This window comes from Nonomuraea sp. NPDC059007 (assembly GCF_042740555.1).
GTDB lineage: Bacteria > Actinomycetota > Actinomycetes > Streptosporangiales > Streptosporangiaceae > Nonomuraea.
Genome location: NZ_JBHYJD010000001.1, coordinates 399,244 through 419,801, shown reverse-complemented (window position 1 = coordinate 419,801; position 20,558 = coordinate 399,244). Strand labels below are relative to the sequence as shown.

The window sequence follows — 20,558 nt, the reverse complement described above, 5'->3', positions numbered from 1 at the left end:
GCCCAGGATGGGGAAGAGCGGTGCAAGGGGGGAAGGGAGCGAGATGGACGCGAAGGAACTGGAGTCGTTGCCGGCCAGCGAACTGCACGAGCGTGCGGTGCGCTATGCGGTACGCCATGGAGACCTGGGCTTTCTCTGGAACCTGCTCAAGGTGATCCCGGCGGCCGAGGCGGCCAGCGGTCACGACGGGGAGACCGCCAACGACCTCAGCCGCGTCTCGGCCTTGCTCAGCGACGCCCTCGCCGCGGGTGAGGGGGAACTGGGCGAAGCGCTCAAACCAGTCTATATCGATTACCTCACCCAACATCCGGAGGCATAGAGCTTCAGCCGGCGAGTTCAGACGGCGTGCCGTACAGGGCGAAGCCGGGCGTGCTCACCGAGCGTCCGCCGCGCGTGACGATCATCACCTCGTACGGCTCGGCCGCCGCGAGATCGAGGGCGAAGCGGCGGGCGCGGACCGGGCCCATCGCGTACATGGCGGTGGCGAAGGCGTCGGCCGTACTCAGATCCGGGCCGATCACCGTCACCGAGCCGAGCGCGTGCTGGGCCTCGCCCGTGCGGGGATCGACCACGCGGGTCTTGCCCGAGGTGGAGATGGCCAGGTCGTTGGCGAAGACCATGCGGCGCACCGCGTTGGTGCGCGGGTCACGGATGCCCACGCGCCACGGCCGCCCCGGCAGCGAGGAGCCGCGTACCCGGATGTCCCTGCCCGCGGTGATCCGGTGGTCCACCGCTCCGGCCCCGGCCAGCGCCCGCGAGAGCCGTTCGACCGCCCAGCCCTTGATGTAACCCGAGACGTCCAGGACCCCGCCGATCCGCGAGTCGAACCACCCGTCCGTCGCCTCGGCCATCTCGTCACACCGGTGCAGTACCTCGATCAACTCCGGCACCTGCTCGATCGTCCTGCCCGCGTTGAGCCGGGCGATCTGGCTCTCCTCGTCGAAGGGGTCGAACGTCCGGTCCACCCAGCGCAGCCAGGCGAAGGCGTTGTCCAGCATGGGAACCAGCTCACGCTGGGGCAATGCCGTGCGGATGTCCACATTGACGGAGGTGTTCAGTACCGTCTCCGTGCGTGCGGATCCAGGGAACGTCATGTGGGGCTCCTCTCTCGGGAGGACACATTTTCATAACGGGCGTATGGCGGACCTAAGCGCTTTGCCGGTGCCCTGGCTCCAGGTGCGCGTGAGTAGGGTCTGATGCATGGCAAACGTGCGTGTTGAGCGGACAGATGACGGCGGGTTCCGGGCGACCAACGCCCGCGGGGCCGAGGTGCGGATCGGCGGCGGTGACGAGGACGGCGTCTTCAGCCCCGTGGAGCTCCTGCTGGCGGCGGTGGGCGGCTGCAACATCGTCACCGTCGAGCCGCTCACGGCTCAGCGGGGGCAGCGGCTCATCCGGCTGGCGATGACCGTCGAGGCGGAGAAGGTGCAGCCCAATCTGCTCGGGCCGGTGACCGTCACCTACGACGTGGAGGTGCCGTCGGAGAAGGCCGACGAGGTGTACCGCGCGGTGGCCCATCGGGTGCACGAGAAGTACTGCACGGTGAGCCGGTCGCTGTCTGAAGGTACTGAGGTCCGTTTGGAGCTTCCGTAGCCCTTTTGGGGAGACATTCGACCCCTATATGACGCGTCCGTTGCATTCGCCGCTGTAGTGTCGAAGCAGGTCAAGAGTCCTGCGACTGACTTGCAGACTTTTACCGATGCGGACGCGGAGGGGGACCGTCGTCTGCAGTGCGGGACCGCCGGTGCTTCGGGGGAAGGTACCGGCCTGGACCGCCATATATCGGGGCCGGGGTAGCTTTGGGGGAAGCTGCTCCGGCCCCGATTCACGTCTTGAGCCCTGTGTGGCGATTTTTGCCGACAAACACCCATACGCTGGGTTTTTGTGACAGTTTCCATGCTGATTGACTGCGACCCCGGCATAGACGACGCCCTCGCGCTCGCTCTGGCGGCCGGATCCGCCCTCGACCTCCGCGGCATCACCACCGTGGGCGGCAACGTCGGCCTGGACCTGACCACCGCCAACGCCCTCGCCCTGCGCGAGTTCCTGGACCTCGGCGACGTCCCCGTGGTCCCCGGCTGCTCCGGCGCCCTGGTCAGAGGTCCCATGGACGCCGCGCACGTGCACGGCGCCGGTGGGCTGGGCGACGCCGTACTCCCTCCGGCGGTCCGCGCCGTGGCCGACGGCCACGCGGTCGACTTCATCATCTCCACCCTCCGCGACAACCCCGGCGAGATCACCCTTGTGGCCACCGGCCCGCTGACCAACATCGCCCTGGCCGTCCGCAGAGAACCCAGAATCGTGGACTGGGTACGGGACTTCGTGGTCATGGGCGGTTCGTACACCCGCGGCAACCACAACCCCGCCGCCGAGTTCAACATCCTCACCGACCCCGAGGCCGCCGCCATCGCCTTCAACGCCGGCTGGACCGTCACCCAGGTGGGCCTGGACGTCACCCTGACCGCCCGCGTCACCACCCGGGTCCTCGACCGGATGCGCGACCTGGGCCGGCTGTCCTCGCTCATCCTCCCCAGCGTCCAGTACTACGCGCCGGTCACCGCCGACACCGGCCCCGCCCTCCACGACGCGGTCGCCGTGGCCCACGTCATCGACCCCACCCTCCTCACGCTGACCCCCGCCGAGGTACGCGTGGAGACCGCCGGTCACTACACCACCGGCATGACCGTCACCGACTTCGACTCGCCCACTCCCAACGCGCGCGTGGCCACCCACCTGGATGCCGACCGGTTCTGGGACCTGATGATCACCTCTTATGGAGGGTTGGCGGCGCGGCTTGGGTGATGTGCGTGGTGGTCTTGGTGGCTGCTACAGTTACCTGTGTCGCAAGCGCCGCTAGCTCAGTTGGTTAGAGCAGCTGACTCTTAATCAGCGGGTCCGGGGTTCGAGTCCCTGGCGGCGCACCGACCGAAACCCCAGTTCACTGTGCTGAACTGGGGTTTCTTGGTTTCCGAGAAACCCCTGGTGTCAGGCCGCGAGGCTGTGCCGGCGCATCGGTGCCGTGGTTACGCAACAGGTATTTACCGGTTGCGTGCAATGCCCCAGCAGCCTCAGAAGACGGAATAGGCTCGTGCGGGTAGTGGGCGGAGCGCAAGGCAAGGGGACCAGGTGAGCGACTCGTTCGTGCATCTTCACGTACACACTGAGTATTCGATGCTGGATGGCGCGGCGAAGGTCAAGCCGCTGGTCGCCGAGGCTGCTCGGCTGGAGATGCCGGCGATCGCGATGTCGGATCACGGCAACATGTTCGGCGCGTACGAGTTCTACCAGTCGGCCAAGGGCGGCCCGGTCAAGCCGATCATCGGCATCGAGGCGTACGTGGCGCCGGACAACCGGTTCGTGAAGAAACCCGTGTTCTGGGGGGCGCGAGCCGAGACCGGTGTCGCCGACGCCGAGGGCGGCAAGGACGTCTCCGGCGGTGGCCGGTTCACCCACATGACCATGTGGGCCAAGGACGCTCAGGGGCTGCGGAACCTGTTCCGGCTGTCGTCGCTGGCGTCCTTCGAGGGCTACTACTCCAAGCCGCGCATGGACCGTGAGCTGATCTCGAACCACGCCGAGGGCATCATCGCCACCACCGGCTGCCCCTCCGGCGCCGTGCAGACCCGGATCAGGCTCGGCCAGTACGAGGAAGCGGTCAAGGTCGCCGCGGACTACCAGGACATGTTCGGCAAGGAGAACTACTTCCTGGAGCTGATGGACCACGGCATCGACATCGAACGGGACGTCCGCGAGGACCTGCTGCGGCTGGCCAAACAGCTCGCCATCCCGCTGCTGGTGACCAACGACAGCCACTACGTCACCGAGGACCAGGCCGACGCCCACGACAGCCTCCTGTGCGTCGGCGTGGGCAAGAACAAGGACGACCCGAACCGCTTCCGGTTCAACGGTTCCGGCTACTACCTGAAGTCCGCGTCCGAGATGCGCAGCCTGTTCTCCGAACTGCCGGAAGGCTGCGACAACACGCTGCTGGTCGCCGAGATGGTCGGCGACTACGGCGACGTGTTCACCTACGTCGACCGGATGCCGCAGTTCCCGGACGTGCCCGAGGGCGAGACCCAGGAGTCGTGGCTGCGCAAGGACGTCGAGCGCGGCCTGGAGATGCGCTACGGCGCCCCGATCCCCGCGGAGGTGATGGAGCGCTACGAGACCGAGATGAAGATCATCGGCCCGCTGGGGTTCTCCAGCTACTTCCTCGTCGTCGCCGACATCTGTAAGTACGCGCGCGACAACGGCATCGCCGTGGGCCCGGGACGTGGTAGCGCCACCGGCTCGATCGTGGCCTACGCCACCCGCATCACCGAGCTGTGCCCGCTGGAGCACGGCCTGCTGTTCGAGCGCTTCCTCAACCCCGAGCGCATCAGCCCGCCCGACATCGACCTGGACTTCGACGACCGCCAGCGCGACCGCATGGTGCGCTACGTCACCGAGAAGTACGGCACGGAGATGACCGCCCAGGTCAACACCTTCGGCACCATCAAGGCGAAGGCCGCGGTCAAGGACGCCTCACGCATCCTGGGCTATCCGTTCGCGGTCGGCGACAAGATCACCAAGGCGATGCCGCCGGACGTCATGGGCAAGGGCGTTCCGCTGGCCAAGCTGTTCGACGAGGATCACCCGCGGTACGCCGAGGGCACGGAGATCCGCGCGCTGTACGAGACCGATCCGGACGTGAAGAAGGTCGTCGACACCGGCCTGGGCATCGAGGGCCTGATCCGGGGCACGGGCGTGCACGCCGCCGCGGTCATCCTGTCGTCGGCGCCGCTGCTCGACCTCATTCCGATGCACATGCGGGACAAGGACAAGGTGGTCATCACCGGGTTCGACTATCCCTCGTGCGAGGAAATGGGCCTGATCAAGATGGACTTCCTGGGTCTTCGGAACCTGGGCATCATCGATCACGCCATCAAGATCATCGAACAGAACCGGGGTGTGAAGCTCGACACCCTGAGCATGCCGCTGGACGACGCCACCACGTACAAGCTGATGGCACGAGGCGACACCCTCGGCGTCTTCCAGCTCGACGGCGGGCCCATGCGCCAGCTCCTGAAGCTGATGGAGCCGACCCGGTTCGAGGACATCGCCGCGGTGCTCGCGCTGTACCGGCCGGGCCCGATGGCGGCCAACGCCCACACCAACTACGCCCACCGCAAGAACGGCCGCCAGGACATCGAGCCGATCCACCCCGAGCTCAAGGAAGCGCTGGAGCCGATCCTCGGTACGACCTTCCACCTGCTGGTCTACCAAGAGCAGATCATGGCCATCGCCCGGGAACTGGCCGGCTACACCCTTGGCGGCGCCGACCTGCTGCGCCGCGCCATGGGCAAGAAGAAGAAGGAGATCCTGGACGCGGAGTTCGTCAACTTCCAGTCCGGCATGCGCGACAACAAGTTCTCCGACGATGCGATCCAGGCGCTGTGGGACGTCATGCTCCCGTTCTCCGGCTACGCCTTCAACAAGTCCCACACCGCCGGTTACGGGCTGGTCGCGTACTGGACCGCCTATCTCAAGGCGAACTACCCGGCCGAGTACATGGCCGCGCTGCTCACCTCGGTCGGTGACGACAAGGACAAGGCGGCGGTCTATCTGGCCGAGTGCCGCAAGATGGGCATCCAGGTCCTGGCCCCCGACGTCAACGACTCCATGCAGGACTTCGTCGCCGTCGGCGAGGACAAGGTCCGCTTCGGTCTGGGCGCCGTCCGCAACGTGGGAGAGAACGTCGTCGAGGGCATCGTCAAGGGCCGCAAGAAGGCCACCTACGGCGACTTCAACGACTTCCTCGACAAGGTGCCGCTGGTCGTCTGCAACAAGCGCGTCGTCGAATCCCTGATCAAGGCCGGGGCGTTCGACTCCCTCGAACATCCCCGTAAGGGCCTGCTGCTGGTGCACGAACAGGCCGTCGACTCCGTCATCGACATCAAGAAGAACGAGGCCCACGGCCAGGACTCGCTGTTCGGCTCCTTCGCGGAAAGCGGCGACGAGGAGAGTTCGTTCTCCATCGCGGTTCCCGACATGGAATGGGACAAGAAGACCAAGCTCGACTTCGAACGAGAGATGCTCGGCCTGTACGTCTCCGACCATCCCCTGGCCGGCACGGAACGGCTGCTGTCGCGCAACCGCGACACCACCATCGCCGAACTGCTGGAAAGCGGCCGGGAAGACCGCGGTGACGTGCGCGTGTGCGGTCTGATCACCAAGGTGGAGAAGCGGGTCAACAAGGCCGGGAACCTGTGGGCGATCGTCACGGTCGAGGACATGGACGCCGCGATCGAGTGCCTGTTCTTCCCCAAGAACTACGAGCTGTACGCGCCGGAGCTGCGCGGCGACGTCGTGGTGTCGGTGGGCGGTCAGATCAACAACCGCGACGGCGCGATCAGCATCTTCGCCAATGACCTGACCCCGCTCGACATCTCCGGGATCGCCAGCGACAGCGGGCACCCCGTCACGCTGCAACTGCGTGAGGAGCGGCTGAACCAGCACCACGTCGAGGAACTGCGGCACGTGCTGAAGGCGCACCAGGGCAAGGTGCCGGTCAGGATCCATCTGGAGCGCCTGTCGGGCAAGACGGTGCTGCTGTCGCTGCCGGAGTTCTCCGTCAACCCGGAGGCGTCGTTCGCCGCCGACATCAAGACGTTGTTCGGGCCGGAGGCGATCAGCCTGTGACCGAGCCGGGTGGAGCTCGCGGTGAGGCGATGGCGGCGGGCCGTACCTGATGGAGCATTGAGGTTGTTTTGCGGGCGGGGATGCGAGAAATTCCCTGTGTGTCAGAACTCGTCATCCAGGTGGATGATCCCTCGATCGATCCGTTACAGCTGGCCGATCTCACCGATGAGCTCCGGCGGAGCCTGCTCGATCTCGACGTCGACGACGTACGGTTCGCCGAATCCCCGGCGCCTCCGGGAACACGCGGCACGGAGGCGCTGGAGCTGGCGGTCGTCGTCGTGCAGTTCGTGGCGGAGAGCGGCCTGATCGCGAGCGTCATCCAGACGGTCTCAGGCTGGCTCGCGCGCTCGCGGGTCCACCAGGTGGAGATCACCTTGGGCGAGGACAAGCTCGTGCTGTCGAACGCGTCGGCCGATGAGCAGCAGCGGCTCGTGGAGCACTTCATCAAGGCGACGGGCAAGGGCACCGCAGCGGAGGCGTGATCCGTCGTGCGCAAGAAAGCACTGATCATCGCGAACCAGGAGTACGGGGACGAGCGCTTCGGCGACCTTCCCGGTGCCGCCCAGGACGCGAGCCAGCTCGCCGACGTGCTCGCCGAGCGCGCGGTCGGCGAGTTCGTGGTCGAGGTGGTCGCGGAGGGCAGCGCCCGCACGGTCATGAAGCGGATCGCCGCCTTCTTCGGCTCGGCCGCGCGTGGCGACCTCCTGCTCCTGCACATGTCGTGCCACGGCCGTACCCACGACCGCAGCCGCGAGCTGTACTTCGTCGCCGCCGACACCGAGCTCGACGCGCTGGCGGCCACCGGCGTGCCCGCGTCGTTCATCAACGAGCAGGCGGAGCACTGCCGTTCGACGAGCATCGTGCTGCTCCTCGACTGCTGCTACAGCGGCACCTTCGCGCGCGGCATCCGCTCCAGAGGCGAAGGCGTGCCCCGCGTCCCGGTGGACCGGCACTTCGCCGGCAGCGGCATGGCGGTGATCACCGCCTGCTCGGCGCTGCAGTTCGCCTACGAGAACGAGGCGCAGAGCACCGCCCGCGCGGAGCCCTCGATCTTCACCTCGGCGGTCGTGGAGGGTCTGCGCACCGGCAAGGCCGACGTGGACGGCGACGGTTACATCAGCGTGCACGACCTCTACCAGTACGCCAGGGAGCACGTCGTCAACCGGGTGCCCAACCAGACCCCGGAGTTCTCCGTCAACCGGCTCAGCGGCGCGCTCTACCTCGCCAGGAACGTGCAGTCGCTCTACCTCGGCGAGGCCGCCGCGCCGCTGCTCACCCCGGCCCTGTACCGGGCGGTGACACAGGGCGAGGAATGGGAGCGGTTCGGCGCCACGCTGGCCCTGGACCGCATGCTGCGGTCGGGCGAGCAGGCCTCCAGGGTGGCGGCCAGGGAGGCGCTGATTCCGCTGACCAGGGACGCCGACCCAGAGGTCCGCGAGCGGGCCACGTCGATCTGGACGCGTGTCGTCTCGCGGACCCTGCCCATCGCCACCGATCCCCTGACGCGCTTCGAGGGTGAGGCCGACGAGCGGCGCACCTCCCAGCACATCATCGGCATCGACTTCGGCACCACGAACTCCACCGTGGCCGTCGTCGAAGGCGGCGCGCCCCAGGTCATCTCCAACCTGTTCTACTCGACGGTCACCCCGAGCGTGGTGGGCTTCTCCACCAATGGCCAGGTCCTCGTCGGCGACCTGGCCAAACGGCAGGCCACGCTCTATCCCCACCGCACCGTGCAGTCCGTCAAGCGCGAGCTCGGCACCGACTGGAGCATCACCATCGGGGAGCACACCTACACGGCCGTCGACATCGCGGCGTACGTGCTGGAACGGCTGCGCCTCGACGCGGAGGCCCACCTCGGCGAGCCGGTGGGAGGGGCGGTCATCACGGTGCCCGCCACGTACGGCCTGGCCGAGAAGGAGGCGCTCCAGGAGGCGGCGTGGATCGCCGGGCTGCGCGCGTTCCGCTTCGTCAACGAGCCCACGGCCGCCGCGGTAGCGTACGGCCTGGGCAGGCAGGGCGACGAGGACATCCTGGTCTTCGATCTGGGCGGCGGCACCCTGGACGTCTCCCTCCTGGCCATCGGGGCGGACACCGACCACGGCTTCGTCCAGGTCCACGCCACCTGCGGATACCGCGACCTGGGCGGCGACGACTGGGACGAGCGGCTGGTAAAGCACCTGGCCGCCACCTTCGCCGACCTCCACGGGGTCGACCTCACCGAGGACCGGGCGGCGGCGCAGAAGCTGCGGGAGGCGGCGGAGCAGGCGAAGATCGAGCTTTCCACGGCGGACCGGACCACGGTCAGCCTGCCGTACATCGCCGCAAAGGACGGCAGGCCGCTCCACCTGGACATCGAGATCAGTCGAGAGGAATTCGAGGCGCTCACGGCGGACCTGATTGAGCGTTGCCGCCAGCCGGTCGAGCAGGCGCTCAGGGACGGATTCCTCACGAGCTCCGACATCGCGCACGTGGTGCTGGTGGGCGGCTCCACCCGGATGCCGGCCGTCGCCAGGCTCGCCAGGGAACTCCTCGGTGGCAAGGACCACGCAGAAGGGGTGGACCCGAGCGCGGCCATCGCCCTGGGCGCCGCCGTACAGGCCGGGATCCTCTCCGGGCAGATCAAGGACGTGCTGCTTCTGGACGTGATCTCCTACTCGGTCGGGGTGGAGACCAAGGGCGGCATCTTCACGAAGCTCATCGAGCGCAACACCACGATCCCGACCAGGCGCTCGAGATCTTCACCACGGACCGGGACAACCAGCCATCGGTGTTGATCCAGATCTATCAGGGCGAGCGCGAGATCGCCGCCTACAACCGGAAGCTGACCGCCTTCGACCTGACCGGCATCCGCGCGGCCCCCCGTGGCGTGCCCCAGATCGAGCTCACCCTCGACGTGGACACCAACGGCATCATCCACGCCACGGCCCGAGATCTGGGCGTGGGCGTCGAGCGCACGGTCACGGTCTCGCGCAAGGAAACACCGTCGTGCGCCCCCGAGTCCTGGCGCGAGACCATCTCACTGGCCGAGATTCCCGAGCCCGCGACCACCGAGTCGGTACGCCCCGCGGCGGTGCCGCCGCCCACGTATGAGCCCGCCCGGCGCGAATGGCTCGGCGGGCCCGGGGCGCAGCCATAGGGCGCACCCGAGGAGACTGGAGATCATCGTGGCGCGGGTGGCGAGGGCGGAGCGAAATGCCGGATGACGGCCTCCGCGTGCCGTCGGGTGCGCGTGATGATGTGAAGATCCCAGCGCCGGACGGTCTCGGGATCGATGTCACGTTCGATCGCGGTCCACAGCCACTCCATGCTCTGCGCCGGATCCAGGCCACCGCGTCCGGCGCCGAAGAGCGGCAGCGCCATCGATCGCAGGTGCGGCTGGAAACGGGAGCGTTCCTCCTCGGCCAGGCGGAAGATGCTGTGGATCGCGCGCGTCATGGCCGCAGGGGAGAACTCGTAGTCGTTTCCGTCCGCGCGGGGAACCGCCACCGCCGCGTGATAGACGCGCCGGACCCCGGCGCGGCGCAGACGACCCGCCTCTGTCACGGCGACGCTTCCGGGAGCCACGGGCAGCCCCAGGCGTCCCCTCTTGTGCAGCCATTGGGTGAGTTCGCGGCGGATGACGTCGTCCACGAGTTCGCCGGTCTCGTCGACCTCGGCGCAGGCCCGCCGTAACGCGGCAGACAGCGAGTTGCGGAAGATCTTGGACGCTTCCAGGTAGACGTTCTCGGAGGAGACGACGATGTCGATCCCGCTGATCAGCTCCACGGGGGTGAAGTCCAGCGTGACGGGGCCCAGCGGGAGCACGGCGGGATGCCGGAGACCGTACGGTGAGAAGTCCGTGGCGCCGGAGGCCAGGCACAGGCGCAGGATCGCCTCGGCCGTCTCCTTGACGATGAGCTGCTCATGGTGTTTCCGGAATCGCTCGACGCTGACCCCGTAGACAGAGGCGGCGCTCTTGCGGCGTTCGCCGATCGGCCAGTCGCGGGTGCCGGGGGCCAGACCGAAGGTGTACTCGGCCGCGCCGGTGAGATTGCCGCCGCCCAGTTCCGCCATCGCGCGGCGGAGGAGTTCCTCCAGGGCCGCCGGGCGGTACGTCTCGGCCGGTGGCCGGCCCTTGGCGTCCTCGCCCGCGATGCCGCAGAGCGCCACCGCGGTGTCGAGGGCCGGCAGTCTCGTGTCGCGAAGGCGCGTGGGGCCCCGTTCCCGAAGCGACCTGAGGTCGGCGATGAGTTCGTGGTGGAGCGGCGGCTGCATGGCTCCAGTGTGGGCGGAATGTGGTTGCGTACGGGCTGAATTCAGGTCAATCGGCCCGTTCCACCGGGAAGGGGGTGTTCAATGTGAAACCCCCGGCGGAATCGCTCCCGGGTGTCCAAAAGCGCTAAATATCGACAGAAGCCGCACATGGCCTGAAATCCAGCATGGAGAATCACCGGACAGGAGTGAGACCCCGCCACGGTCCTTGGTGAGCATCCGTAAATTGTTTTGATGAATGCCCGATTATCGCGCAATAAGCATCATTCCAGCTATCTCCGGAGATGGTGAATTCCGGCGTAGTACGGTCTGTTCGTTCGCATCGGGCAGGGCACAGGAGCGGCCACGATGACAGCAGGTCCAGGGGACGAGTTGACCGCCGAGGAGCTGATCGAAGCGCTCCGGGCCGTGGCGGCCGAGGAGACGAGCTTCGAGCTTTTCGCCGAGCTCGGCTCACTTCTGGCGGCACGATATGCGGCAGATGGCGCCCCTGAGGACCTCGATGAGGCCATCGCGTCCTTGCGCTCGGCCATGGACACGCCTGTCCCACCGGAGGTCGAACCCGCGTGGATCGAGATGGAGACCGCCCGGCTCCTGGTCCTGCGCGGAGAGACCGCCCAGAGCCTCGCCGACGTGGAAGCCGCGATCACGTACGCGGGACGCGCCCTGGCCGTACTGGCGCCACCCGCCGACGATCCCGACCCGGATCTCGCCCTGGCCTGTTACGTCCTCGGCGCCGGTCACCTCCTCCGAGCCTCCTACGCCCCGGCCGGAGCCCGGACCGACTGGCGTCTGGCCGCCGACGCGCTCCAGCGATGCGTCGCACTCCTGCCTCCCGCCCACTCCAGCCTGGGCGAGGTCACCGCCAGGCTCGGAGCTGCCCTCACCGCCGAGATCCAGCACGAGATGGACGAACTCGACGACTCCGCGAGGGAGGAATGGACCGCGCTGGGCGAGCGGGTCGACGCGGCGCTCAGGACGATGGGGACCGTACGGAAGGACATCCGAGACGACGATCCGTACCGGCCGATCGCCCGCTACTGGCATGGCACCCTCCGGACCATCCGTTTCCTCGCGTTCGGCGGCGACACCGAGGACCGCGAGAACGCGCTGACCGACCTCGAGTCGTACGCGGAACACCCCGGCGGCGACGGCCACACCGCGAACATCTGCCACCTCTTCGCCGCGGCCCTTCACCTGTCCGGCTCGGCGCCCGAGACACTGCGGACCAGCGGCAAGATGCCGCACTTCGATGGCTTCGCCCAGATCTTGGCCACCGGGAACACCGCCTCTCCTGAGGCCGCGCGACTCGCCCTGGATCACCTGGACCGGGTCGCCGAGCCCGATCCCGCCGGCTCGCCGTACGGCAGCATGTCGCTCGCCCTGCGGCTGTCGGCGGAGATCGCGTCGAACGGCCAGGGTCCGGTCGGCGACCGCCTGGCGGCGGTGCTCCACGAGCACGGGAACCTTCCGCAGGCCGCGGCGGACGATGACTTCGGCCGGTTGATCGGTTTGCTCGGCGACCTCCAGGCGTTGCGGGCCGGGTCGGCCGAGCTGGGCGAGACGATCGAGTCGTTCAGCCGGTTCATCGACGAACTCGGTGACGCCCACCCCCTGCGCCACGTGTTCAAGGCCGTACTCGGGCAGGTACTCGACGCTTCGGCCGGCAGCGGGAACGCCCCGAGGCCGCCCTCGTGGGAAGAACGCGATGCCGCGTTCCAGCTGCTGGAACACATTCTGCGGGAACTCCCCGCCGACCACCCCGATCGCGCCTCCACCCTGGTACGGCTGGCCGGCCTGCTGGTACGCGGACTGGACACCAGGTACAACCTGGAACGCCTGGCCAGAGTGCGGGAACTCCTCCAGGAGGCGACCGAACGTCCCGCGGCCGACCGGGAGAACGAGGCCGTCCAGCACTTCCTGCTCGTGATCGTGGAATCATGCCTGGCCCTCGGCGGATCCGACGGCGCGCCCGGACTGCGCGACACCACCGAAAGGCTCAAGCGGGCCGTGGAGCTGGCTCCTCCGGGCCACCAGATCCACACCCTGAGCCGGGCGCTGCTGCCGTCCATCCTCGCTCAGCGGTTCAGGCTGGAGGGAGATCTGGAACACCTGGACGCGGCCATGTACTACGCCCGCACCATGTCCCGGGCCGGCCGGACCGCCGACGCCCCTGACAGCGAATACCCCGTCCTGATGGACTGGCTCCTCGCCGTCATGCCGCTGATGAGAGATTACGACCACGGCCGGCTGGCCGAGATCACCGCACACCTGCGTGAACAGGTCGACCGGTTGCCTGATGACCGGACGCGCCGCCTGATCGAGCATGATCTGTACACGCTGGACTTCGCGCGGACCATCGCCGGGCATTACCTGGACCCGCGGAACGTCCAGTCCTCACCGGAAGACCTCACGACGATGGTCGGCACCCTCGCGGCCAGGGCCCGGGAGCTGGACAGGAACAGCCCGTACTACCCCCAAGAGGCGGGCATCGCCGGACACGCGAAGATCGGCTTGGCCTTCCTCCGCCGCGACGTGCGGATGCTCGACGAGGGACTCGCCACGGTGAGCGAGGCCTACCGGGCCGCCTCCGACCTGGGCGACGCCCGGCTGTGGTTGCTGAGCATGATCGGTGGAGCCCTGGTGATGCGGTACGAGCTCACTCATGATCGCGCCGACCTGAGCAACGCCATCGAGAAGATGGAGGAGGTACGGCGCGCGACCGAGGGCGAGGCGCCCAACCACCTGATGGCACTGAACCTGAACAGCCTGGCCGGCGCCTACCACCTGCGCGCCGACGAGCGCCTGCGCGACCAGGACCGCATGGGCCGGACGGGCCTCGCCTCCCTGCGCGCCCGTGCCTGGAGCGTGATGCTCCAGACCAGTACGGAGCGCGCCTTCGACGCCGCCGTGGCCGGCGGAGGCGAGGCCGCGGAGGTGGCGCTCTGGTGCGCAGCCTCCGGGCTCACCGAGACGGCGATCGAGGCTCTCGAATCGGGCAGGGCCCTGGTGCTGCACGCCGCGACCACGGCGACCGGAATCCCCGAGCTCCTGGGCGCGGACCATCCCGACCTGGTCGCCGAGTGGGAGGCGGCCGCGTCCCGGGAGGACGACGCACCCTGGCAGCCGCGCGCGGACGTACCCGACGAACTCACGGGTACGCCGCAGCGCCACGCCCAGTTCATGGAGAACCTGCCGGAGATCCACGTGCCCAGCGCCCTGCGGCAGCGCGTCATGGCGGCGATCGAGGGGACGGATGCCGAGCGCCGGCTGTTCAACCCCGCGACCGTCGCCGAGATCGCCGGGGCGCTGCGCGGGTCCGGCGCGGCGGCGTTGGTCTACCTGGTCTCCCACCCCGGCTGGCGCGGCGGGGTCGCCCTCGTGGTCGGCCCTGACGAGCGAGTACACCGGGTGGATCTGCCCCGGCTGAGCGGCGGGCAGGGCAGCAAGGTGGCCGCCTTTGTCCAGGCCCAGCGTGAACGCGCGGACCAGGACGAGAGCAGCAGGACCGCATGGGGGCAAGCGCTGGGCGAGCTGTGCGACTGGGCCTGGAGCGCGGCCATGGAGCCCCTCCTGGACTCCCTGGCCGGCCACTCACCGGACCCCTCCAGGACCAATCGCCTGATCCTGGTCCCGGTGGGTGAGCTGGGGGCCGTTCCCTGGCACGCCGCCCGCCGTACCGTCGGAAAAGGCGGGAAACGGTACGCCTGCCAGGACGCCGTGATCTCCTACGCGGCCTCGGCCCGCCAGTTCGTCGACGCCAGGCGACGCGAGCCCCGCCCCTGGGCGGAGGAGCCCGCGCTGGTGAACGTCCGGGACAGCAACCTGTACTGGACCTCGAAGGAGATCGAGCAGATCCACGAACACCACTACCCGCGGGCCCGCCTGCTGGGCGGCCGCACCCGCGGCGCGAACGCTCCCCCCTTCCGCCGCGCCACCGGCCAGAACGTCCTCGCCCTGCTGCCCGGCCCGGAATCGGGCGGCGCGACGCTGCTGCACCTGGGCTGTCACGCCAGCCCGCGGCCCCGGCCGGTCGACTCCCACCTCACGCTGGCCCTCCTCGAGAGCCTCGGGATGACGGACATCCTGCGCCAGGGACTGGCCGGGACCGGCGAGGTTCCCGGCGGGCTGGTCGTGCTGGCCGCCTGCGGCAGCGACCTGACCAGCAGCCACCACGACGAGGCGCTGACGCTGGCGACGGCCTTCGTCGCCGGCGGGGCGGTGGGAGCGGTCGGCGCCCGATGGCCCGTGGACGACTTTCCCACCGCGGTGCTCATGAGCATGTTCCACCACTACCTGAACTCCGGATACGACGACCCGGCGGTCGCGCTGCGCGCGGCGCAGCTGTGGATGATCGACCCGCGCCGCCGCGTTCCCGCCCGGCTGGCCGCCGACGTGATCGCGCGCCTGGCGGAGACGCCGCTCCACGAGCCCGAGTCCTGGGCCGCCTTCACCTATCAAGGCCGATGAGGAGACCGTTGACAGCATTTGGGATCGACCTCGGCACCACGAACTCCTGCATCGCGTACGTCGACGAATCCGGCGAGACGGTGATCGTCCCCAGCGCGATCGGGGACACGACCACGCCCTCGGTCGTCTACTTCGACCGCCGGGAGAAGGTCATGGTCGGCCAGGCCGCCAAGAACTCCGCGCAACTGGCCCCGGACCTGTCGGTCGAGCACGTCAAGCGCCAGATGGGGCAGGAGGGGGTCGAATACACCTTTCACGGCGTCCGCTACACCCCTGAGTCGATCTCCGCGCTGATACTCAAGGAGCTCACCTCCGCCGCCCAGCGCCACCTGACCAAGCCGGTCGGCGATGTGGTGATCACCATCCCGGCGCACTTCGGAGTGGCCGAGCGCGAAGCCACCCGCCGGGCGGGCGAGATCGCCGGGCTCAACGTGCTGGACCTGCTGGAGGAGCCGGTCGCCGCCGCCCTCTCCTACCGCGGGCGCGCACCGGTCCGGGGCACCCGTCATCTGCTCGTCTACGACCTCGGCGGCGGCACGTTCGACACCGCCGTCGTACGGCTGGACGGCGACCACGTCGAGGTGATCTGCAAAGGGGGCGACCCCTGCCTCGGTGGCGCAGACTGGGACAGCAGGATCCGGGAGTTCCTGGTCGACGCCTTCACCGAGCAGTACCCGCGGCTGGATCCCACCGCCGACCCCGTGTTCAGGCAGGAGGTGTGGATCTGGGCGGAGCAGTTCAAGGAGCAGTTGAGCAGTACCCGCGCCCGGCGCAGGAACTTCGTCTTCGGCCGGGCCACGGCCCGCGTGGAGCTGAGCCGGGAACGGCTGGAGGAGCTCACGGCCGACCTGCTGGAGCGCACCTTCACCGGCACCGAGGAAACCATCGCCGTGGCGCGCGACAGGGGCGTACCGGAGCTGGACGAGATCGTCCTGGTGGGCGGCATGACCCGGATGCCGGCGATCCGGGCCCGCCTGGAGAAGCTCCTCGGCAAACCGCCCAGACGGCACGAACCCGACCTCGCGGTGGTGCGGGGAGCGGCGATGTTCGCCAAGCTCGGACAGACGGAACAACGCCCCGGCCGGCTGCCCGGCAGTACCCCGCAGACGGAGAAGCTCCGCTCCCAGCAGGTGACGACCGTCCTGCCGCGCGGCGTCGGGGTCAAGGTCCCGGACATCAACGATCCGCGCATGCGCACCAACCCGCTGCAGGCGCGCCAGTACGTGGTGCACCTGATCCCGGCCGGCACCCCGCTGCCCGCCGACTCCGGCCCGGTGACCTTCCAGACATGGGGGGAGAACCAGCCGGGCGTCGAGATCGAGATCTGGGAACAGACCTCGCGGGAGACCTCGGAGGAACTCGCCGACAACGCGCTGGTCGGCCGCGGCAAGTTGCTCAACCTGCACAAACTCCCGCAGGGGTCGCCGATCGAGGTCACTCTCTTCGTGAACGAGCGCGGACTGCTCACGGTGCGGGCCGTGGAGCCGGCATCGGGCCGGCAGGTCACGTTCGAGCTGCGCGTGGGCGGGATGAACCAGAACGACGTCGACCGGGCCAGGCAGTCGGTCGCGCGGCATGACACCGGTTCGTGACCGGAGGGGAGGCGAGCCATGGGACTGCGGAGCGCGCTGACGGTGCTGGCCGAGCAGTGGGAGGAGATCCGCGGCCGGCTGCCGGCCGCGGAGTTCGCGGAGATCTCGGACCTGGTCGACGAGTTCACCAGGGAGGGCGACCAGGAGGTCTCCGAGGAGATAGTCGAGGAGATAGCGGATCTGCTCCGGGTCCGGCTGCCGCACGACCATCCGTTCCTGGTGGCGCTGACCGACCGGTCCGAACGGCTGGCACCCGACCCGGAGCGGCGCGCGGAGAACCTGGCGGAGTGGCTCCGGCTGTCCGAGCCCTTACGGGTCCGGCTCGGGCGGCAGGGGCCGACCGCCGCCGAGGTGGAGCGCGGGATCATGGCCAGGATGCGGGCGGTGCCGGCGCTGCGCGCGGACGAGCTGATCGCCAACGGGCAGGATCCGGCCGATCCCGGCCTGATCCGGCTGACGACGGCCGACGGCACGCCCAGCTGGCCGGCCTTCCAGTTCGCCGAGGACGGTTCCTCCCTGCCGATCGTACGCTCGATCAACCAGGTGCTGGAGGCCGCCGGCGACCCGCTCGGCGCGGCCGACTGGTGGCTCGGCGACAACGGCAGACTCGGCGACGCGCCGGTCCGGCTGCTCGGGAGAATCCCCGACGGGCAGCTGATCGCCGCGGCGCGCAACGAGAAGCCGGAGGTGTGAGATGCCCTTCGGTGCACCTCCGGCCTCCTTCCGCGCGACCCCGAAGCTGCGTGAACTGCCCGCCGGCAGCCGGCTGTGGCGGGTGCACGACCGGATGTACAAGGCGACGTCCTTCAATCCCGAGCAGGCCGACGCCAACTTCAACGGCGGCCGGTTCGACGGCACCGACCGGGACCCCTACCCGTACTTCTACGCCGGTCTCGAAGCGGCCACCGCACTGCTGGAGACGCTGCTGCGCGACGTGCCCTTCAACGACCGGGGCAAGCGGGTGATCAGGCGCCGTGACGTGGCCGGCCGGCGCGCGAGTGTCGTGGAGACCACGCGGGTGCTGACCCTGGTGGACCTGTGCTCGGGGGAGGCCCTGGCGGCGGTGGCCCAGGACACCTGGCTCGTCCAGACCGTCAGCGCCGAGTACCACGCCACCCGTCGCTGGGCGAGCTGGATGAGGAAGCAGGCGACGGCGGCGCACGGCCTCATCTGGCCGTCCAAACGGGAGGGCTCCAGCCCGGCGCTCGTCCTGTTCGGGGACCGCTGCCCGGACGGTTGCCTCGCCACCGATCCGGCGGCGGGACGTGATCTCGACGATCTGGAAGGAGCCATATGGATCAACCATCACCTGGGCCCGTACGAGGCGATGATCGCCAGGCCGCCCAGGAAGCGGCGGAACCCGACGTGACGGAGAGTCCCACGATCGCGACGGTCCTGGAGGAACTGGGCAGGCTGCAGCGAGCCTTCGAGGCCAAGATCCGATACGACAGCGGACGGGAGCGCGTCATCGAGACGATGAGCGCGGAACTCGAGAAGCACCGCGCGGGCTTCCAGCAAGCACTGCTGCGTCCCGTGCTGCTCGATCTCGTCTCGCTGCACGACGACCTGACCCGGGCCGTCGAGGACGGCGGCGCCCCCGCAGAAACGACCGGCGGTCTCGCGTACGTCCGCGACACCGTCGAGCAGATCCTGGCCAGGAACGATGTGCACCGGTTCGCCGTCGAGGGCGACTCCGTTGACCGTACCCGCCAGAAGGTCGTGAGCACGCTCGCCACCCCGGACCCCGCGTTGGGCCGCCAGGTCGCCCTGCGGCTCAGGGCGGGGTTCACGTGGGGTGAGAAGGTCCTCCGCCCCGAATGGGTGACCGCCTACCGCCATGTGGCGGCAGATTCCGTGGAAGAAGTCGAAGAAGGAGCTCCCCGTTGAGCGACAACCGGGTTTATGGCATCGACCTGGGAACGACCTACACGTGCATCGCGCACGTTGACGAGGCCAGCGGCAAACCGACCGTCGTGTCGAACTTCGAAGGCGAGTCCATCACTCCCTCCGTCGTGCTGTTCGAGGACGCGGAGACCCGGGTCGTGGGGCGGGAGGCCAAGAACGCGGCCGTCCTGGAGCCGGGCAACGTCGTCGAGATGATCAAGCGGGAGATGGGGACGCCGTGGCGCCGGGAGTTCCACGGCAAGGAGGTCTCCCCGGAGGAGATCTCCTCCTTCATCGTGCGCAAGGTCGTCGACGACGCCGCGCAGCTCGGCGGCACGCGGCCGCGGCAGGTGGTCATCACCTGCCCGGCCTACTTCGACTCCACGCAGCGCGAGGCCACCGCGAACGCGGGGAAGATCGCCGGCCTGGAGGTGCTGGAGGTGCTCAACGAGCCGACGGCCGCCGCGATCACGTACGGCGTGCAGGACAAGGGCGACCAGACCGTGCTCGTCTACGACCTCGGCGGCGGCACCTTCGACATCACCGTCATCGAGATCAAGGGCAACGTCATCCGGGTGGTCGCCACGGGCGGCAACGACCAGCTCGGCGGCCGGGACTGGGACGAGGAGATCGTCAAGTACTGTGCCGACCAGTGGCGGGCCGAGCACCCGGGCGCGGAGAGCGACATTCTGGACTCACCCGACTCGCTGCAGGACCTGTGGGGGCGGGCCGAGAGCGGCAAGCGCTCCCTCAGCAATCTCCCGCAGACCAGGATCCCGGTGAGTCACGACGGCAAGCAGGCCGCGGTGACGCTGCAGAGGGAGAAGTTCGAGGAGCTCACGGCGCACCTGCTGGAGAACACCGTCACCTTCACCAAGGCGGTGCTGGAGGACGCCGGACGGCGCGGGCACCAGACGGTCGACCGCCTGCTCCTGGTCGGCGGCTCGACCAAGATGCCGCAGGTCAAGGCCCGCCTGGAGAAGGACTTCGGGTTCGAGATCGAGTCCTTCGAGCCGGACTTCGCGGTGGCCAAGGGCGCCGCGATCTACGGACAGAAGCTGGCGATCAGCGAGCGCATCCGGCACGAGATCGCGCAGCAGACCGACCAGAAGCCCGAGGAGGTCGACATCGCGGCCACGCCGCAGGACGTGCGCGAGGCGGCGGAGGAGGCCGTGGCCGACACGATGAACCTGCGGCTCGGCACGGTGCGGAAGTTCAGCACGATGAAGGTGACGAACGTCGCCAGCCACAGCTTCGGCGTGCTCGCCTACACCGACGACGACACCGAGGTCATCTCCAACCTCGTGCTGGCCCAGCAGGCTCTGCCGGCCGAGGTCACGAGGGTGTTCGGCACCCGCGACGACAACGCGTCGCTGATCGAGATCAAGATCTTCGAGAACACGGCCGACGAGCGGATCGTCACGGACCTCGGCATGGGCGAGGAAGTGGGCGACGCGACGCTGGAGATGCGGTCCGGGCTCCCGGCCGGCTCGCCCATCGAGATCACCTTCCAGCTCAACCTCCAGGGACGCCTGCACATCACCGGCAAGGACCTGGCCGAGGGCGGCAAGACCGTGACCGCCGTCATCGAGACGGACCGCGTGCTCTCCCTCGAAGAGGTGGAGGAGGCCATCGAGCGCTCGCGCGGCATTCGCGTCGTCGGATAGCGAACCCAGG

The 20,558-nt window shown here is 68.8% G+C and carries 13 protein-coding genes, 1 tRNA gene and 1 pseudogene; 13 read left to right on the top strand and 2 right to left on the bottom strand.

Features of this window, described 5'->3' with window-relative positions; all coding sequences use genetic code 11:
- Positions 1 to 43: 43 nt before the first annotated feature.
- Complete coding sequence (locus ACFWY5_RS01810; RefSeq protein ID WP_379612380.1) at positions 44 to 319, top strand: hypothetical protein; 276 nt, start codon at positions 44 to 46, stop codon at positions 317 to 319.
- 4 nt (positions 320 to 323) lie between these two features.
- Here the strand turns inward: ACFWY5_RS01810 and ACFWY5_RS01805 are convergent, their stop codons facing one another.
- Positions 324 to 1,094, bottom strand: a complete 771-nt coding sequence (locus ACFWY5_RS01805; protein WP_379612378.1) for an FAD:protein FMN transferase — start codon at positions 1,092 to 1,094, stop codon at positions 324 to 326.
- 106 nt (positions 1,095 to 1,200) lie between these two features.
- On the opposite strand from ACFWY5_RS01805, the gene ACFWY5_RS01800 reads away from it, so the two are divergent.
- The 6 genes and pseudogenes from ACFWY5_RS01800 to ACFWY5_RS01775 all read left to right on the top strand — a co-directional run bounded on the left by ACFWY5_RS01800 (position 1,201) and on the right by ACFWY5_RS01775 (position 9,820).
- Positions 1,201 to 1,593: an OsmC family protein gene (locus tag ACFWY5_RS01800; RefSeq protein ID WP_379612377.1), complete on the top strand. Its 393-nt coding sequence runs from the start codon at positions 1,201 to 1,203 to the stop codon at positions 1,591 to 1,593.
- A 291-nt stretch (positions 1,594 to 1,884) separates the two neighbouring features.
- Entirely contained in the window at positions 1,885 to 2,802 is a 918-nt protein-coding gene (locus ACFWY5_RS01795) for a nucleoside hydrolase (protein WP_379630283.1), read from the top strand.
- Positions 2,803 to 2,847: 45 nt separating this feature from the next.
- Positions 2,848 to 2,921 (top strand) — tRNA-Lys (locus tag ACFWY5_RS01790).
- 205 nt (positions 2,922 to 3,126) lie between these two features.
- Positions 3,127 to 6,681, top strand: coding sequence for a DNA polymerase III subunit alpha (gene dnaE / locus ACFWY5_RS01785; protein ID WP_379630282.1), 3,555 nt, complete (start codon positions 3,127 to 3,129; stop codon positions 6,679 to 6,681).
- A 98-nt stretch (positions 6,682 to 6,779) separates the two neighbouring features.
- On the top strand, positions 6,780 to 7,163 hold the full coding sequence (locus ACFWY5_RS01780) for a hypothetical protein (protein ID WP_379612373.1): 384 nt from the start codon (positions 6,780 to 6,782) through the stop codon (positions 7,161 to 7,163).
- 6 nt (positions 7,164 to 7,169) lie between these two features.
- A pseudogene (locus ACFWY5_RS01775) lies at positions 7,170 to 9,820 on the top strand (Hsp70 family protein).
- A gap of 23 nt (positions 9,821 to 9,843) precedes the next feature.
- On the opposite strand, the gene ACFWY5_RS01770 reads toward ACFWY5_RS01775, so the two are convergent.
- On the bottom strand, positions 9,844 to 10,938 hold the full coding sequence (locus ACFWY5_RS01770) for a macro domain-containing protein (protein ID WP_379612370.1): 1,095 nt from the start codon (positions 10,936 to 10,938) through the stop codon (positions 9,844 to 9,846).
- A 345-nt stretch (positions 10,939 to 11,283) separates the two neighbouring features.
- On the opposite strand from ACFWY5_RS01770, the gene ACFWY5_RS01765 reads away from it, so the two are divergent.
- The 6 genes from ACFWY5_RS01765 to ACFWY5_RS01740 are packed head-to-tail and all read left to right on the top strand — an operon-like array spanning position 11,284 to position 20,548.
- Complete coding sequence (locus ACFWY5_RS01765) at positions 11,284 to 15,405, top strand: CHAT domain-containing protein (RefSeq protein WP_379630281.1); 4,122 nt, start codon at positions 11,284 to 11,286, stop codon at positions 15,403 to 15,405.
- Positions 15,406 to 15,413: 8 nt separating this feature from the next.
- On the top strand, positions 15,414 to 16,997 hold the full coding sequence (locus ACFWY5_RS01760; RefSeq protein WP_379630280.1) for an Hsp70 family protein: 1,584 nt from the start codon (positions 15,414 to 15,416) through the stop codon (positions 16,995 to 16,997).
- Positions 16,998 to 17,015: 18 nt separating this feature from the next.
- Positions 17,016 to 17,690, top strand: coding sequence for a hypothetical protein (locus tag ACFWY5_RS01755; protein WP_379612365.1), 675 nt, complete (start codon positions 17,016 to 17,018; stop codon positions 17,688 to 17,690).
- A gap of 1 nt (position 17,691) precedes the next feature.
- Entirely contained in the window at positions 17,692 to 18,366 is a 675-nt protein-coding gene (locus ACFWY5_RS01750) for an RES family NAD+ phosphorylase (protein WP_379630279.1), read from the top strand.
- Positions 18,363 to 18,884 (top strand): nucleotide exchange factor GrpE, encoded by a 522-nt coding sequence (locus tag ACFWY5_RS01745; RefSeq protein WP_379630278.1) that lies wholly within the window; start codon positions 18,363 to 18,365, stop codon positions 18,882 to 18,884. Before ACFWY5_RS01750 ends, ACFWY5_RS01745 begins: the two co-directional genes overlap by 4 nt.
- Entirely contained in the window at positions 18,881 to 20,548 is a 1,668-nt protein-coding gene (locus ACFWY5_RS01740; protein ID WP_379630277.1) for an Hsp70 family protein, read from the top strand. Before ACFWY5_RS01745 ends, ACFWY5_RS01740 begins: the two co-directional genes overlap by 4 nt.
- Positions 20,549 to 20,558 lie beyond the last annotated feature (10 nt).

Bases quoted from the DNA above. Each gene is read 5' to 3' on its own strand.
- ACFWY5_RS01810 (WP_379612380.1), top strand. From the start codon at position 44: ATGGACGCGAAGGAACTGGAGTCGTTGCCGGCCAGCGAACTGCACGAG.
- ACFWY5_RS01805 (WP_379612378.1), bottom strand. From the start codon at position 1,094: ATGACGTTCCCTGGATCCGCACGCACGGAGACGGTACTGAACACCTCC.
- ACFWY5_RS01800 (WP_379612377.1), top strand. From the start codon at position 1,201: ATGGCAAACGTGCGTGTTGAGCGGACAGATGACGGCGGGTTCCGGGCG.
- ACFWY5_RS01770 (WP_379612370.1), bottom strand. From the start codon at position 10,938: ATGCAGCCGCCGCTCCACCACGAACTCATCGCCGACCTCAGGTCGCTT.
- ACFWY5_RS01765 (WP_379630281.1), top strand. From the start codon at position 11,284: ATGACAGCAGGTCCAGGGGACGAGTTGACCGCCGAGGAGCTGATCGAA.
- ACFWY5_RS01755 (WP_379612365.1), top strand. From the start codon at position 17,016: ATGGGACTGCGGAGCGCGCTGACGGTGCTGGCCGAGCAGTGGGAGGAG.
- ACFWY5_RS01750 (WP_379630279.1), top strand. From the start codon at position 17,692: ATGCCCTTCGGTGCACCTCCGGCCTCCTTCCGCGCGACCCCGAAGCTG.